12 protein-coding genes are annotated in these 16,570 nt (G+C 57.7%); 3 read left to right on the top strand and 9 right to left on the bottom strand.

All coding sequences use genetic code 11. From position 1 onward, the window contains the following. Positions 1-41 precede the first annotated feature (41 nt). Complete coding sequence (gene citX / locus ACMYSL_RS24250; RefSeq protein ID WP_110272603.1) at positions 42-581, top strand: citrate lyase holo-[acyl-carrier protein] synthase; 540 nt, start codon at positions 42-44, stop codon at positions 579-581. 82 nt (positions 582-663) lie between these two features. On the opposite strand, the gene rluA is transcribed toward citX, so the two are convergent. The 6 genes from rluA to araB all read right to left on the bottom strand — a co-directional run bounded on the left by rluA (position 664) and on the right by araB (position 11,042). Further along, the gene (rluA, locus tag ACMYSL_RS24245) at positions 664-1,323 is read right to left on the bottom strand and encodes a bifunctional tRNA pseudouridine(32) synthase/23S rRNA pseudouridine(746) synthase RluA (RefSeq protein WP_434660145.1); all 660 of its coding nucleotides are present in this window, start codon (positions 1,321-1,323) and stop codon (positions 664-666) included. A gap of 12 nt (positions 1,324-1,335) precedes the next feature. Then, positions 1,336-4,242, bottom strand: coding sequence for an RNA polymerase-associated protein RapA (gene rapA, locus ACMYSL_RS24240; RefSeq protein WP_434660144.1), 2,907 nt, complete (start codon positions 4,240-4,242; stop codon positions 1,336-1,338). 186 nt (positions 4,243-4,428) lie between these two features. Then, positions 4,429-6,786, bottom strand: a complete 2,358-nt coding sequence (polB, locus tag ACMYSL_RS24235; protein WP_304255955.1) for a DNA polymerase II — start codon at positions 6,784-6,786, stop codon at positions 4,429-4,431. Between the two features lie 150 nt (positions 6,787-6,936). After that, positions 6,937-7,632, bottom strand: a complete 696-nt coding sequence (gene araD / locus ACMYSL_RS24230) for an L-ribulose-5-phosphate 4-epimerase (RefSeq protein ID WP_182236295.1) — start codon at positions 7,630-7,632, stop codon at positions 6,937-6,939. A gap of 187 nt (positions 7,633-7,819) precedes the next feature. Then, positions 7,820-9,322, bottom strand: a complete 1,503-nt coding sequence (gene araA, locus ACMYSL_RS24225; protein WP_110272591.1) for an L-arabinose isomerase — start codon at positions 9,320-9,322, stop codon at positions 7,820-7,822. A 10-nt stretch (positions 9,323-9,332) separates the two neighbouring features. Next, positions 9,333-11,042, bottom strand: a complete 1,710-nt coding sequence (araB, locus tag ACMYSL_RS24220) for a ribulokinase (RefSeq protein WP_434660141.1) — start codon at positions 11,040-11,042, stop codon at positions 9,333-9,335. A 337-nt stretch (positions 11,043-11,379) separates the two neighbouring features. Here araB and araC point away from each other — a divergent pair, with 337 nt between their 5' ends. Together araC and ACMYSL_RS24210 are read left to right on the top strand one after the other, a co-directional pair. Further along, complete coding sequence (araC, locus tag ACMYSL_RS24215; RefSeq protein ID WP_110272589.1) at positions 11,380-12,225, top strand: arabinose operon transcriptional regulator AraC; 846 nt, start codon at positions 11,380-11,382, stop codon at positions 12,223-12,225. A gap of 128 nt (positions 12,226-12,353) precedes the next feature. Then, positions 12,354-13,121: a DedA family protein gene (locus ACMYSL_RS24210; protein WP_434660139.1), complete on the top strand. Its 768-nt coding sequence runs from the start codon at positions 12,354-12,356 to the stop codon at positions 13,119-13,121. Here ACMYSL_RS24210 and thiQ read toward each other — a convergent pair. Genes thiQ through thiB form a run of 3 tightly spaced genes read right to left on the bottom strand, consistent with a single transcriptional unit; the run spans position 13,108 to position 16,362 of the window. Beyond that, on the bottom strand, positions 13,108-13,809 hold the full coding sequence (gene thiQ / locus ACMYSL_RS24205) for a thiamine ABC transporter ATP-binding protein ThiQ (protein ID WP_434660138.1): 702 nt from the start codon (positions 13,807-13,809) through the stop codon (positions 13,108-13,110). The genes ACMYSL_RS24210 and thiQ overlap by 14 nt on opposite strands. Further along, complete coding sequence (gene thiP, locus ACMYSL_RS24200) at positions 13,793-15,403, bottom strand: thiamine/thiamine pyrophosphate ABC transporter permease ThiP (RefSeq protein WP_434660136.1); 1,611 nt, start codon at positions 15,401-15,403, stop codon at positions 13,793-13,795. The genes thiQ and thiP overlap by 17 nt, the downstream gene beginning before the upstream one ends. Further along, a complete protein-coding gene (thiB, locus tag ACMYSL_RS24195; RefSeq protein WP_182236305.1) occupies positions 15,379-16,362 on the bottom strand; it encodes a thiamine ABC transporter substrate binding subunit in 984 nt (327 codons plus the stop codon). Before thiB ends, thiP begins: the two co-directional genes overlap by 25 nt. Between the last annotated feature and the right edge of the window lie 208 nt (positions 16,363-16,570).

The following is a 16,570-nucleotide window of genomic DNA, read 5'->3' as shown; positions in this document are numbered from 1 at the left end:
CAGCCCGATCGCTGTCTTTTATTAAGTGAGGAGAGGAACAAATGTCAGTGGATACTCTCGCCCGTGAGGGCGTAAGCATGGAAGCGCTGCTGGCGGCGAAAGAGCAGCGTGCGGCTCGCCAGGCCGACTGGTTAGCCCATTATCAGCAGCCGGTAATTTCGCTGACCCTGGTGACGCCGGGCGCGGTGAAAGACAGCATTCGCTACCGTAATATGATGGGTGTGGCGCTGCAGGCCTGCGATCAGATGCTGTGGAAACATCGCTGGCAAACGCTCGATCGCCAGGTCTTGTGGCTGCCGACCGGCCCGGAAGCGCTGTGGTGTGTTGATCACGCCGCCAGTGAAATCAAAGCGTTTTGCTCGGAGCTGGAACAGACTCATCCGCTGGGCCGCCTGTGGGATATCGACGTGATTTGCCCGAAAAATGGCCTGGTTGGTCGTCAATCAATGGGTGAAAATCAACGCCGCTGCCTGCTGTGCGAAGAACCCGCGCACGCCTGCGCCCGCAGTCGTCGTCATGATACCGGGCTGGTTGTCGCTCGCGTCGAGAAGATGATTGATGCGTGGTTTGCCCGCGATTAACGCGAACTTCTCGTTTGCTGAATAAGCGATGGGATAGCCCGGGTGAGCCGCTAGCGGCACGACCCGGGACAGTTCTGAACGATTAGAAATCGATGGGGGCGCGAAACGTCATCGCGTTACCGAACGATGGGTGGGTGATGGTCAGCGTTTCGGCGTGCAGCAGCAGACGCGGCGCCATGGCCAGCGCTTCTGGCGAGGCGTAAAAGCGGTCGCCAAGAATCGGATGGCCCAGCGCCAGCATATGCACGCGCAGCTGATGCGAACGTCCGGTAATCGGCTTGAGGCGCACGCGGGCGGTATTATCCTGTGCGAACTCCAGCACTTCATACTCGGTTTGCGCCGCTTTGCCGGTTTCGTAACACACCTTCTGCTTTGGCCGGTTCGGCCAGTCGCAAATCAGCGGTAAATCCACCAGACCTTCCGCTTTTTCCGGATGCCCCCACACGCGGGCGACGTACTGCTTTTTCGTCTCGCGTTCGCGGAACTGACGCTTCAGCTCGCGCTCGGCTGCTTTGGTCAGCGCCACCACAATCACGCCGCTGGTGGCCATATCCAGGCGGTGCACTGACTCAGCCTGCGGGAAGTCGCGCTGAATGCGCGTCATCACGCTGTCTTTGTGTTCCTCCAGCCGCCCCGGCACGGACAACAAGCCGCTGGGCTTGTTGACCACCATAATGTGCTCATCCTGATAGAGGATAACCAGCCAGGGATCCTGTGGCGGATTGTAGTTTTCCATCGCCATATTCGCGTTCCGTTACTGGTGGGTGACCACGATTAAGCGCAGCGCGTCGAGACGCCAGCCTGCCTGGGCCAGCGCGTCCATCACCTGCTGACGATTGCTCTCGATAGCCGACAGTTCATCATCGCGGATGTTCGGGTTAACGGCGCGCAGCGCTTCAAGACGCGACAGTTCAGCCGACAGCTTATCGTCAGCTTCGCTACGCGCGGCATCGATCAGTGCCTGGGCCGCTTTTGCTACCTGCCCTTCGCCCTGCTGCAAAATGGCGTGAACATCCTGTTGGACGGCGTTAACTAGCTTGCTGCCGGTATGGCGGTTAACTGCGCTCAGCTGGCGGTTAAAGCTTTCGAACTCCACCTGGCCGGCGAGGTTATTACCGTTTTTGTCGAGCAGCATGCGCACCGGCGTCGGCGGCAGGAAGCGGTTAAGCTGCAGATGCTTCGGCGCCTGCGCTTCGACGACGTAAATCAGCTCCAGCAGCAGGGTTCCTACCGGCAGCGCTTTGTTTTTCAACAGGGAAATGGTGCTGCTGCCGGTATCGCCGGAGAGGATCAGATCCAGACCGTTGATAATCAGCGGGTGCTCCCAGGTGATGAACTGCGCGTCTTCGCGAGACAGCGCAACATCACGTTCGAAGGTAATGGTGCAGCCATCTTCCGGCAGGCCCGGGAAGTCAGGGACCAGCATATGGTCGGACGGGGTCAGCACTATCAGGTTTTCACCGCGATCGTCCTGGTTGATACCGACAATATCAAATAGGTTCATGGAGAAGGCGATAAGACTAGTGTCATCATCCTGCTCTTCAATGCTTTCCGCCAGTGCCTGGGCTTTTTCTCCGCCGTTAGAGTGGATCTCCAGCAGGCGGTCGCGACCCTGTTCCAGTTGGACTTTCAGCGCGTCGTGCTGCTGGCGGCAGGATTTGATCAAATCGTCAAAGCCGTCGGTATTCTCTGGCGCGGCAAGGTAGTTAATCAGTTCGTTATGCACGCTGTCGTAAACGGTGCGGCCGGTCGGACAGGTGTGCTCGAATGCGTCCAGCCCTTCGTGATACCAACGTACCAGCACCGACTGAGCGGTTCTTTCCAGATACGGAACGTGGATCTGAATATCGTGGGCCTGGCCGATACGGTCCAGACGGCCGATACGCTGCTCGAGCAGATCCGGGTTGAACGGCAGGTCGAACATCACCAGGTTGCTGGCGAACTGGAAGTTACGCCCTTCGGAGCCGATTTCAGAACACAGTAGCACTTGAGCGCCGGTATCCTCTTCAGCAAACCAGGCGGCGGCGCGGTCGCGCTCGATAATCGACATGCCCTCATGGAACACTGCCGCGCGGATACCTTCGCGCTCGCGCAGGACCTGCTCCAGCTGCAGCGCGGTGGCTGCTTTGGCGCAGATGACCAGCACTTTCTGCGAGCGATGGCTGGTGAGGTGGCCCATCAGCCAATCGACGCGCGGGTCGAAGTTCCACCAGGTACCGCTATCACCTTCAAATTCCTGATAAATCTGCTCTGGATAGAGCATGTCGCGGGCGCGCTCTTCGGCAGTTTTGCGGGCACCCATAATGCCGGAGACCTTGATAGCGGTCTGATACTGGGTCGGCAGCGGCAAACGAATGGTGTGCAGCTCGCGTTTCGGGAAACCCTTGACGCCGTTACGGGTGTTGCGGAACAGCACGCGGCTGGTGCCGTGGCGATCCATCAGCATGGAGACCAGCTCCTGACGGGCGGCCTGGGCGTCATCGCGGTCGCTGTTGGCGGCCTGCAATAACGGCTCGATATCCTGCTCGCCGATCAGATCGCTCAGCGCGTTCAGCTCGGCATCGTTGAGTTTATTGCCCGCCAGCAGCAGGGCAACGGCGTCGGCCACCGGGCGGTAGTTTTGCTGTTCTTCAACGAACTGAGCGAAATCATGGAAACGGCTAGGGTCAAGCAGACGCAGGCGAGCGAAGTGGCTCTCCATACCCAGCTGCTCCGGGGTTGCGGTCAGCAGCAGAATGCCCGGCACGCGTTCGGCCAGCTGTTCAATCGCCTGATATTCACGGCTAGGTGCCTCTTCGCTCCACACCAGGTGGTGTGCTTCGTCGACGACCATAATGTCCCACTCGGCATCGCACAGGTGTTCCAGACGTTGCTTGCTGCGGCGCACGAAATCCAGCGAGCAGATAACCAGCTGTTCGGTTTCGAACGGGTTAAAGGCGTCGTGCTGGGCTTCGGCATAGCGTTCGTCATCAAACAGCGAGAAGCGCAGGTTGAAGCGGCGCAGCATTTCCACCAGCCATTGGTGTTGCAGAGTTTCCGGAACGACGATCAGCACGCGTTCGGCAGCGCCACTGAGCAATTGTTGATGGAGGATCATCCCGGCTTCGATGGTTTTACCTAAGCCCACTTCATCTGCCAGCAGGACGCGCGGCGCGTGACGGCGCCCGACATCGTGGGCGATATTCAACTGATGCGGGATCAGGCTGGTGCGCTGTCCGCGCAGGCCGCTCCACGGCATACGGTACTGTTCGCTTTGAAATTTGCGCGCGCGATAGCGCAGGGCGAAACGGTCCATGCGGTCGATCTGTCCGGCGAACAGGCGATCCTGGGGTTTGCTGAAGACCAGCTTGCTGTCGAGCAGCACTTCACGCAGGACGACGTTGGCTTCTTCGGTATCGAGACGGGTGCCGGTATAGGCCAGCAGGCCGTTCTCTTCATTAACTTCGTCAACCTGGAGCTGCCAGCCTTCGTGGCTGGTGATGGTATCGCCCGGGTTAAACATCACGCGGGTGATCGGGGAGTCGTTGCGTGCGTACAGACGGTTTTCGCCGATAGCAGGGAAAAGAAGGGTAACCATGCGCGCATCCAGCGCAACCACCGTCCCTAATCCCAGTTCGCTCTCTGTGTCGCTAATCCAGCGTTGACCAAGTGTAAAAGGCATATATGTTCGGCTCTTTAGTTCTTTAATTGCAGGCAATAGTTGAGGGTCTCCAGAAAGGTCGGAGATGCGTCAATATTGGGTCCGGGAATGGAAAGGGCGCTATATTACTGGATGGCGGAACGTTCGTCACGTCCTGCTCACCCTTCAATTTACTGCTTTTTTGCAGGTTGAATGAATGAGTAAAAATCAAAATAGCCCCAGCTGACCTGTCACTATTGTAGCAAAATCGTCGTCGACAAAGGGAAGAATTCCGTCGGCAACAGGCTGCAATTGCTTTGACAAATAGTGCTCATAATCGAGCGGTGATTGCTGATAGTCCACCGGCTCGGGCCCGCTGGTGGTCCAGACATACTTAATGCTGCCGCGCTGCTGATACTGCTGCGGCCTGCCCAGCTTGACGTTTTGCTCATCCGCGAGCCTCGCTGCTCGCACGTGCGGCGGCACATTGCGCTGATACTCCGCCAGCGGGCGGCGCAGGCGTTTACGGTAGATCAGGCGATCGTTAAGCTCGCCGTTCATCAGCTTATCAATGGTTTCGCGCACATACTCCCGGTAAGGCTGATTGCGGAAGATGCGCAGATAAAGCTCCTGCTGAAACTGCTGGGCCAGCGGCGTCCAGTCGGTGCGTACCGTCTCCAGTCCTTTAAAAACCATCCGCTGCTCGTCACCATCCTGAATCATCCCGGCATAGCGTTTTTTACTGCCGGTATCGGCACCGCGGATTGTCGGCATTAAAAAGCGGCAGAAGTGGGTTTCAAACTCCAGTTCCAGGATGCTGGTCAGATTATCTTTGCCAAGTTCTGTTGCCCACCACGCATTGACGAAGGCCACCAGCGAATGGCCGATTTTCGTCGCCTCTTCTTCGCTGTGGGCGCGCTTTAGCCACACGAAGGTGGAGTCGGTATCGCCGTAGATAACGTCATAGCCCTGGGATTCAATCAGCGCTTTGGTCTGGCGCATAATCGCGTGGCCGCGCATGGTGATTGAGGAGGCCAGGCGCGGATCGAAAAAGCGGCAGGCGCTGGTGCCCAGCACGCCATAAAAGGCGTTCATGATGATCTTCAGCGCCTGTGACAGCGGTTTGTTTTTGTGCAGTTTAGCCTCGTCTCGCCCGTGCCAGATTTGCCCGACAATGCCCGGCAGGCAGTGTTTCTCACGCGAGAAGCGCGCGCCAAGAAAGCCTTCGGTGCTGTGTTCGTTATCGGGCTGCGCCAGCCCCTCAACCAGCCCGACCGGGTCAATCAGGAAGGTACGGATAATTGACGGGTACAGGCTCTTATAGTCCAGCACCAGCACCGAATCATACAGGCCGGGCCGCGAGTCCATCACGTAGCCGCCGGGGCTGGCCTGCGGCGGTACTTCGCCGAGGTTTGGCGCGACGTAGCCCAACCGGTGCATACGCGGGAAATAGAGGTGGCCGAAGGCGGCGACCGAGCCGCCGTGACGATCCGCGGGCAGGCCGTTGACCGTCGCGCGTTCCAGCAAAAACGGCATGATCTCCGTTTTATGAAAGATACGCGTAACCAGCTCGCAATCCTGCAGGTTATAGGTCGCCAGCGCCGGTTTATCTTCATTAAAGCGGCGGTCGATTTCGTCCATCCGATCCCAAGGATTATCGATGGCTTTCCCCTCGCCGAGCAGCTCGCGAGCGACTGATTCCAGCGCAAAAGAGGAGAAGTTCCAGAAGGCGGATTTTAGCGCCTCAATGCCGTCGATAATCAAGCGGCCGTTGGCCTGAGCGAAGAAGACGCCGTTTTTAAACCCGTGCTCGCGCCACTCCAGTTCGCTGTTGCCGCGCCCTAGCATCAGCGGGATACGATAGCGCTCGGCGTGCTTTTGCAGGACACGTAAATCGAACTGCACTACGTTCCAGCCAATCAGTACGTCCGGGTCGTGGGCGGCAAACCAGGCGTTCAGCTTTTCCAGCAGCAGGGGGCGGCTGGCAACATACTCCAGCTCAAAATTGACGGCTGGCGGCGAGGCCGGTTCAGGCCCGAGCATATAGACGACCCGCTGCCCGCAGCCTTCAAGACCGATGCAGTAGAGCTCGCCGTGGCGGCTGGTTTCGATATCCAGCGAGACCCATTTCAGCGGCGGGCGGTAGTCGGGGTTGGGCTTCATTCGCGCGTTGACCAACTGCTGGCCGCGCGCGTCACCTTCGACCCACACCGGGGCGGTGATAAAGCGCTCCATCAGATAGCGCTCTGGCGGACGAATATCGCCTTCATAGACCGTGATGCCGTTTTCGCGCAGCTTTTTTTCCAGCCGCATCAGCTGGCGGTGAGCGCGGCAGTAGAGGCCAAACACCGGCTGGCGATGAAAATCTTTTAGGGTAAGGGGAGCAAGACGGTGGCCGTTTTCCCCTTGCAGCAGGCGTTCAACCTGCGCGCGCTGGGATTCGGGGATGAAAGCAACGGATTCCTGCGGCGGCAGCGTGACCTGAAGCGGGCCGTCATCGGTCGCTAGCCAGAAGGTCAGTTCGGTGCCCTGCGCGGTATCCCGCCAGTGACGGGTCAGTAAAAAACCTTCTCGTGGCTGCGTCACGCCGTGCTCTCATTAGTAAAAACCAGGCCTGATTATAGCCTGGTTCATGCAATGGTGCTGGGGTTTTATACAGGTGTGGCGGGCATCCGTTCCCGGAGGCGGCGCTTCGCACCTGTCCGGGCTACCAGACTTGCAGACGGTTGTGGAGTTTTACTGCCCGTAATAGGCTTTCGCCCCGTGTTTACGCAGATAGTGTTTATCCAGCAGCGTTTGCTGCATATCTGGTAATTGCGGTGCCAGCTGGCGGCAGAAGATGCCCATATAGGCGATCTCTTCGAGCACAATAGCGTTATGCACAGCGTCTTCGGCGTTTTTCCCCCAGGCAAACGGGCCGTGGGAGTGCACCAGTACACCGGGCATTTGCGCCGGATCGATGCCTTTTTCACGGAAGGTTTCGACAATCACCTCGCCAGTTTCCCACTCGTATTCACCATTGATTTCGTCGTCGGTCATCAGGCGGGTGCAGGGAACCGCGCCGTAGAAATAGTCGGCGTGGGTGGTACCGGTAGCGGGAATCGACTGCCCGGCCTGCGCCCAGATGGTGGCGTGGCGCGAATGGGTGTGGACGATGCCGCCCAGCGTTGGAAATGCCTGATACAGCAGGCGGTGAGTTGGCGTATCTGAAGAGGGTTTTTTCTTGCCTTCAACCACTTCGCCAGTCTCAAGGCTGACCACGACCATGTCTTCGGCGGTCATCACGCTGTAGTCGACGCCGGAAGGTTTAATCACCAGTACGCCCTGTTCACGGTCGACGGCGCTGACGTTGCCCCAGGTAAGGGTGACAAGATTGTGCTTTGGCAGGGCCAGGTTGGCTTCCAGTACCTGGCGTTTGAGATCTTCTAACATAATGTACTCCAAATAGCAGGCGAGTCAGGTTTCCCTCACCCCGGCCCTCTCCCGAAGGGAGAGGGAGAAAGGCGGACCGCGCTTGAACTTTCCTCCTCAGCCGAAGGGAGAGGGAGAAAGGCGGCATTGCGCTCGATCGGTCCCCTCTCCCCGCTGGGGAGAGGGTTAGGGTGAGGGGAACGGCCTCTTAACGTTTTGAACCGTAATAAACTTCGTTCCAGCGCAGCGCATCTTTGAACGATGGCAGGCGGGTCTCGTTATCAATGACGGTCAGCTCGATATCCTGCAGTTCGGCGAACTGGCGCATATCGTCCAGGGTCAGCGCGTGGCTGAAGACGGTGTGGTGCGCGCCGCCTGCGATAATCCAGGCTTCAGACGCGGTGCGCAGGTCCGGATGGGCTTTCCACAGGGCGTTAGCCACCGGCAGCTTCGGCAGATCGTGCGGGGTTTTCACCGTTTCAATGGTGTTAACCAACAGACGATAGCGATCGCCGAGATCGATCATGCTGGCGACGATCGCCGGGCCGGTCTGGGTATTGAAAATGATACGCGCTGGATCGGCTTTACCGCCGATGCCCAGCGGCTGCACGTCGAGAATCGGTTTCTCGGCGGTAGCTATGGTCGGGCAGACTTCCAGCATGTGTGAGCCCAGCGCCAGATCGTTGCCTTTCTCGAAGTGGTAGGTGTAATCCTCCATAAAAGAGGTGCCGCCCTGCAGACCAGTTGCCATCACCTTCATGATGCGAAGCAGAGCGGCGGTTTTCCAGTCGCCCTCGCCCGCAAAGCCGTAGCCCTGCTGCATCAGACGTTGTACGGCCAAACCCGGAAGCTGTTTCAGGCCGTGTAAATCTTCAAATGTGGTGGTGAACGCATGGAACCCACCTTGTTCGAGGAAGCGCTTCATCCCCAGTTCGATGCGTGCAGCATCAATCACGTTCTGACGCTTATCGCCGTGGATTTGCGCCGCAGGCGTCAGTCGGTAGGTACTTTCGTACTCATCGATCAGCGCGCTGATTTCACCCTCAGTGACCGCGTTAACCACCTGCACCAGATCGCCCACTGCCCAGGTGTTAACCGTGAAGCCGAACTTGATTTGCGCGGCAACTTTATCACCGTCAGTGACCGCCACTTCACGCATGTTGTCGCCGAAACGGCACACTTTCAGATGGCGAGTATCCTGTTTTGATACCGCCTGGCGCATCCATGAGCCGATGCGCTGATGAGCTTCCTGATCCTGCCAGTGGCCAGTCACCACGCTGTGCTGCTGACGCATACGCGCGCCGATGAAACCGAACTCGCGGCCGCCGTGTGCGGTCTGGTTCAGGTTCATAAAGTCCATATCGATGCTGTCCCACGGCAGAGCCGCGTTGTACTGGGTATGGAACTGCATCAGCGGTTTATTGAGGATAGTCAGGCCGTTAATCCACATTTTGGCAGGCGAGAAGGTATGCAGCCACACCACCATCCCGGCGCACTTATCATCGTAGTTCGCGTCGCGGCAAATATGGGTGATTTCATCTGGGGTGGTGCCCAGCGGTTTGAGCACCAGTTTGCACGGCAGTTTGGCTTCCGCATTGAGGCTATTCACCACATGTTCGGCATGCTTCGTGACTTGACGCAGCGTTTCTGGGCCATACAGATGCTGGCTACCAATAACGAACCACACTTCATAGTTATTAAAAATTGTCATTTTCATGTCCTTAATGGGTGAGAGCTGCCTGGGATTGCGGGGCTGTTTCCGCCTTTGCAGTCGAAGGGAGATAGAGTTGTTCTGCGCTGACCGACCATTGTTGGTAGCGCTGATAGAGTTGTTCGAAACGTTGTGCCTGCTCAGGGCGCGGCTGCAAGGTACTTTCCACCTGGCTGGCCATGTTCTCCTGCGCGGTCGGAATATCGCGGTACACGCCAGCGGCGACGGCGGCAAAGATGGCGGCGCCCAGAGCGCAGCACTGATCGGAAGCGACGATTTGCAGCGGGCGATTCAATACATCGCAGCAGGCCTGCATGATTACCTGGTTTTTCCGCGCAATGCCGCCAAGCGCCATCACGTTATTGACCGGAATACCCTGTTCGGTGAAGCACTCCATAATGGCGCGTGCGCCGAAAGCGGTAGCGGCAATCAGTCCGCCGAACAGCGCCGGAGCGTCGGTGGCGAGGTTCAGGTCGGTAATCACCCCTTTCAAACGCTGGTTTGCGTTCGGCGTGCGGCGACCGTTAAACCAGTCCAGCACCACCGGCAGATGTTCGAGGGACGGATTTTTCGCCCAGGCTTCGGTCAGCGCAGGTAGCAGCTGTTTTTGGCTAACTTTGATCTGCTCTTTCAGCTCCGGATTCGCGAGCGCCAACTGCTCGAGCGGCCAACCAAGAATGCGGCCAAACCAGGCATAGATGTCGCCAAACGCGGATTGTCCGGCTTCCATACCGATAAAGTCAGGCACCACGCTACCGTCTACCTGGCCGCAGATCCCTTTCACCGTACGTTCGCCAACGCTTTGTTTGTCGGCAATCAGGATGTCGCAGGTTGAGGTACCGATAACTTTGACCAGCGCGTTAGGTTGGGCACCAGCACCGACTGCGCCCATATGACAGTCGAAAGCGCCGCCGGAGATGGTGACGGTTTGCGTCAGACCCAGGCGCTGCGCCCATTCGGCGGTCAGCGTGCCGACAGGTAAATCGGCGGTCCAGGTTTCGCTGAACATCGGCCAGGTCAGGTTCTGGTTAAGAATGGGGTCGAGTTCATCGAAGAAGCTGGCCGGCGGCAGGCCACCCCAGCTATCGTGCCACAGTGATTTGTGCCCGGCGCTGCAGCGGCCACGACGAATATCCTGCGGGCGGGTGGTGCCGGAAAGCAGGGCTGGAACCCAGTCGCACAGCTCAATCCACGAAGTTGCGGCCTTGGCAACGGCGCTATCCTCGCGGGTGACATGGAGGATCTTGGCCCAGAACCACTCGCTGGAGTAGATGCCGCCGATATAGCGAGAGTAGTCCTCTTTGCCTGGCTGGTGGCACAGACGGGTGATGGCCTCCGCCTCTTCCACCGACGTGTGGTCTTTCCACAGTACGAACATGGCATTAGGGTTGTTGGCGAACTCTTCGCGTAACGCCAGGACATTGCCGTCAGCATCAATCGGCGCGGGCGTTGAGCCAGTGCTGTCGACGCCGATACCCACGACGGCGGCGCGTTGTTCGGCGCTCAATGACGCCAGGACGCTTTTCAGCGCGGCTTCCATTGATTCAATGTAATCACGTGGATGATGGCGGAACCGATTGTTCGGGCCATCGCAGAACAGCCCCTCCTGCCAGCGCGGATACCATTCGACGCTTGCGGCGAGCTCTTCGCCGGTCGCGCATTCCACTGCCAGGGCGCGTACTGAATCACTGCCAAAATCGAGGCCAATCGCAATTGCCATTCTGTTACTCCATGCTAAAAAACATTCATGGTGAAACAGTAGATATTCGTGCCGAAAACCGTCAGGCTGTATTCGCTAATCTTATGGACTATATTGCTGTGAGGTCGCAAAGTGTGACGCCGTGCAAATATTCAATGTGGACTTTTCTGCCGTATTTATAGACACTTCAGTTATGTGCTGAATGCGTATGAATTGTGCGCTGTGCTCAGTTTTTGCCGAGAGAAGGCGGGTTTTAATTCGATTTCTAATCCACGTCGCAGTACGGGCTGTCAGCCAGACGATAAAATACAAGGTATGGACAATTGGTGTCCAAAATGTCTCCGGGAGAGCTGATTTTATGGCCGAAACGCAAAACGATCCTTTATTGCCGGGTTACTCCTTTAATGCCCATCTGGTGACGGGCCTGACGCCAATTGACGCAGAAGGCTATCTGGATTTCTTCATTGACCGCCCGCTGGGTATGAAGGGGTATATTCTGAACCTGACGATCCGCGGCGAAGGGGTAATCAACAACCACGGAGAGCAATTTATCTGCCGACCCGGCGATATGCTGTTGTTCCCGCCGGGGGAGATTCACCATTATGGGCGCCACCCTGATGCCCGGGAGTGGTATCACCAATGGGTTTACTTCCGGCCGCGCGCCTACTGGCATGAATGGCTGAACTGGCCGACGATTTTTGCCCAGACCGGTTTTTTTCGCCCCGATGAGCAGTGGCAGACGCGTTTTTGCGAACTGTTTGGTCAAATTGTTGATGCCGGGCAGGGGGCTGGGCGTTATTCCGAGCTGCTGGCGATAAACCTGATGGAGCAACTGCTGCTAAGGCGCATGGAGGCGATCAACGAGTCGCTGCACCCGCCGCTGGATAACCGGGTGCGCGATGCCTGTCAGTACATTAGCGATCATCTGGCGGACAGCCATTTTGATATTGCCAGCGTCGCCCAACATGTGTGCCTGTCTCCGTCGCGCTTATCGCATCTGTTCCGCCAGCAACTGGGCATCAGCGTACTCGGCTGGCGGGAAGATCAGCGAATTAGCCAGGCCAAGCTACTGCTCAGCACCACGAGGATGCCAATCGCCACCGTAGGTCGCAACGTGGGCTTTGAGGACCAACTGTACTTTTCCCGGGTATTTAAGAAATGCACCGGCGCCAGCCCGAGTGAGTTCCGTGCGGGATGTGAATAAAAAGTAAAGAAAGTGAAATGATCACCCGGATTATTAACACTGCCAGTAAACTATACAAACAATTGATGGCTTGACGAAGTATTGGCGGCTCCGGAGAATCCGTGCTTCGTTTTTAAACCGGGTACATTATGCAAGCATTGCTGGAACACTTTATTACTCAATCCACGGTCTATTCCCTGATAGCCGTTCTGCTGGTTGCCTTCCTGGAGTCGCTGGCGCTGGTGGGGCTTATCTTACCGGGAACGGTAATGATGGCCGGATTGGGCGCGCTGATCGGCAGCGGTGAAGTTAACTTCTGGCAGGCGTGGCTGGCGGGGATTATTGGTTGCTTGCTCGGTGACTGGATTTCGTTCTGGCTTGGCTGGCGCTTTAAGAAGCCGCTGCACCGTTGGTCTTTTTTGAAGAAAAACAAAGCGCTGCTCGATAAAACCGAACATGCGCTGCATCAGCACAGTATGTTCACCATTTTGATTGGTCGATTCGTCGGACCGACGCGCCCGCTGGTGCCGATGGTTGCCGGAATGCTTGACCTGCCGGTCGCGAAATTTATTCCGCCTAATATTATTGGCTGCCTGCTGTGGCCGCCGCTCTACTTTTTACCAGGAATTCTGGCCGGAGCGGCGATTGATATTCCGGCCGATGAGCATAGCGCCAGCTTTAAGTGGCTGCTGCTGGGGGCGGCGCTGTTGGCGTGGCTGGCTGCGTGGTTGTGCTGGCGACTGTGGCGCAGCGCCAAAAGTTCGGGCGATCGCTTAACCCGCTTCCTGCCGCGCTTTCGCCTGCTGTGGCTGACGCCGCTGATGCTGATTGCCGCCGGAGTGGCGCTGACTTTTGCCTTCCGCCATCCGCTGATGCCGGTCTATCTTGAGATCCTGCATAAGGTTATTTTGCGCTAATCCCCAATAGCGACGAGGCGCTGCTGTTGCCGCTGAGCAGTTCGGCAGTTGTGCCATCCCAGGCGATTCTCCCCTCGGCGACCACGATTGAACGCGGCGCAATGCGAGCCGCATCTTCCACGCTGTGCGACACCATCAATAGCGTCAACTGCTGCTGCTGACAAACGTCGGCGACCAGCACCAGCATCTCCTGACGCAGAGCGGGATCGAGCGCCGAAAAGGGTTCATCCAGCAACAGTACCGGCTGCTTGCGCACCAGACAACGCGCTAGCGCCGCACGCTGCCGTTGGCCGCCGGACAGCTCGCCCGGTAGGCGTTCCAACAGCGAATCGATACCCATCTGCCCGGCAATAGCCTGCAAACGGTCTTTCTGTTCGGCATTTAACTTAAGCCCCGGATTCATCCCGAGCGCAATATTCTGGCGAATGGTCAGATGGTTAAAGAGGTTATTTTCCTGAAACAGCATCGATACCGGACGGCGCGCGGGCGGCGTATGGGTATGGGACTGGCCGTCGATGGAGATACTGCCGCTGGCGGGCGGTAAAAAACCGGCAATCAGGTTTAGCAGCGTGCTTTTCCCCGCGCCGCTGGGACCAAGAACCGCAATGCGCTCGCCGCGTTCAACGCCGAGCGTAAAGCGCATCGGCAGATGCTGGTAAAGCCAGGTCACATCATTTAGTTTTAGCATCACGCCCCGGAAGTTTTTCAATCACGCTAAAGAGTACAAAGCACAGCAGCAGGAGCAGCAGGGCGGTAACGGCTCCGTCCTGGCTACGGTAAGAGCCAATTTGCTGATACAGGTAGAACGGCAGGGTGCGGAAGTTTTCGTTGCCAAACAGCGCCACGACACCGAAATCGCCAATCGACAGCACGCAGGCAAAGGCCAGAGCCTGGGCCAGCGGACGTTTTAAAGCGCGAAGCTCAACCACCCATAAGCGGGTAAAACCGTGCATCCCCAACGACTGGCACAGCGTGCCATAGCGGGTAGCGATATCGCGCATAGGGTTTTCCAGCACCTTAAGCGCATAAGGAATCGCCATTAGCGCATTGGTGAAAATCACGATGCCATCGGCGGATTCCGGCAGGCCCACGCTGTTATTGAGCAGCAGGAAGAAACCGGTCGCCAGTACGATGCCGGGCATCGCGAGGATTAACATCCCGCTGAGTTCAAGCGCCTGTCCGGCCAGCGGGTAACTGCGGGCGCGAAGCTCGCGGCTGCTCCACAGCAACATCATGGTCAGAATGACGCTTAAGACGCCAGCAGCAAGGGCGATGCGCAGTGAAGTCCATAGCGCCTGCCATAGCGCGGGCTGGCGCAGCACGCTAAACAGATTGCTGTTCAGACCGTCGAATACTACCGCCAGCAGCGGAGGCAGCAGAAGCATGAGCGCTGCGGTGATCAACGCAAAATCGCTTAAGCGACTGTGTAGTCGGTCGTCGGGATCGCGCCAGCCGTGGATGTTGCTGGCCCCGATGGCAAGGGCTTTGCTCAGGCGCTGGCTGAGCAATACCAGCCCGAGACAGCAGATCATCTGGATAAGCGCCAGCATCGCGGCGCGCGCCGGGTCGTAGTCAAAATTAAGCGCCTGGTAAATCGCCAGTTCGATGGTGGTGGCTCGCGGGCCGCCGCCCAGCGATAGCACGGTCGCAAAGCTGGCAAAGCAGAGCATAAAAATAAGCGCGGCGACAGGTGGAATTTGCCGACGCAGCCACGGCCATTCAACCAGCCTGAAGAAGACGTAACCGCGCATCCCGAGCTGGGCGGCGATTTGCCGCTGCTCGCCGGGGATGTTTTCCAGCGTCTGAAGTAACAGGCGCGTGGCCATCGGCATATTAAAGAACACGTGCGCCAGCAGGATCCCCTGTAGCCCGTAGGGCGAGAACTCCCACTGCCAGCCGAAAGCGTTAAATAATTCGGCGAGCCAGCCCTGGCGGCCATAGACGCTAAGAATACCAAACACCGCGACCAGCACCGGTAGGATTAAGGTCATTGCGCACAGACGCAGTAGCAGCGTGCGTCCGGGGAAGCGTCGACGATAGAGGGCGCGGGCGAGGAAAATCGCCGGAATTACCGAAAGCAGGGCCGAAAGAAACGCCTGCCAGAAGGAGAAACGTACCACGTGCCAGAGATAGCTATCGCTGACGATCGTACGCCAGGCCGCATCCGGTGCGCTGTTCCAGAGCGCCATAAAAGCGGCCAGCGCGACGGCGACCAACAAAGTGGCCGCCGTCAGGCCCGGCAGAAGCCAGCCGAAAGTTAGCGGCTGACGGCGCGTTGCCATGCGCTGATCCAGTTCTGGCGGTCTGTCGCCACCTGCTGCGGGGTAAACTCGAGGGTAGTTTGCGGTTTCATCAGCGTGTCAAAGCCTGCCGGGAGCGCAACCTGAGTGACCGGATACATCCAGTTGCCGGTCGGGATAGCGTTCTGGAAGCCAGGAGATACCATAAATTTGAGGAATTTTTCCGCCAGTTCCGGCTGCTTGCTGGCTGCGGTGCGGGCGGCAACCTCGACCTGTAGATAGTGGCCCTCAGCGAAGTTCGCCGCGGCATAGTTATCTTTCTTCTCTTCGATAATGTGATAGGCCGGGGAGGTGGTGTAGCTCAGTACCAGATCGCTTTCACCTTTCAGGAACAGGCCGTAGGCTTCGCTCCAGCCTTTGGTGACGGTAACGGTTTTCGCCGCCAGCTTCTGCCAGGCTTCCGGGGCTTTATCGCCGTAGACTTTTTGCATCCACAGCAGCAGGCCAAGGCCCGGCGTACTGGTGCGCGGATCTTCATAAATCACCCGCCATTTCTGGTCGCTCTCAACCAGTTCTTTCAGGCTTTTCGGCGGATTTTTAAGCTTATTTTTATCGTAAACAAAGGCGAAGTAGCCGTAATCAAAGGGGACAAAGGTATCGTTGTCCCAGCCGCCAGGCACGCTGAGCGCGGTGGCTGGTACGCCGCTTTTGGCGAACAGTTTGCTCTGGGAAGCAGCTTCCAGCAGGTTGTTATCCAGCCCAAGCACGACATCGGCTTTGCTGTTTTTACCTTCCATGCGCAGGCGGTTGAGCAGCGAGACGCCATCTTCCAGCGCCACAAACTTCAGCTCGCAGTTGCAGTCGGCTTCAAAAGCTTTTTTAATCGCCGGACCTGGTCCCCAGTCGGCGGAGAAAGAGTCGTAGGTATAAACGGTCAGGAGTGGTTTGGCGAAAACGGGCGCAGCGACCAGCGCCAGTAGCGGGAGTAATTTTTTCAACACTTTGCACCTCAGAAAAAAGGGGTGGCAAAGGATTTTGAGTGGGCCTCAAATCCCTTCGCCGGCGTTATCCGGATCAGGTTCGACGGGTATTTTCTCAGCCCATACGCTTCATCCTTCAAGCCGTATCTGCGTTAGCTTCGCGCGTTCACCCCAGTCACATAGTTATCTATGCTCCAGGGGATTCACCCGCTTGCTGGCTTGATGCAAC

The organism is Klebsiella sp. MISC125 (genome assembly GCF_051131775.1).
GTDB lineage: Bacteria > Pseudomonadota > Gammaproteobacteria > Enterobacterales > Enterobacteriaceae > Klebsiella.
This window is presented reverse-complemented; position numbering and strand designations above follow the sequence as displayed.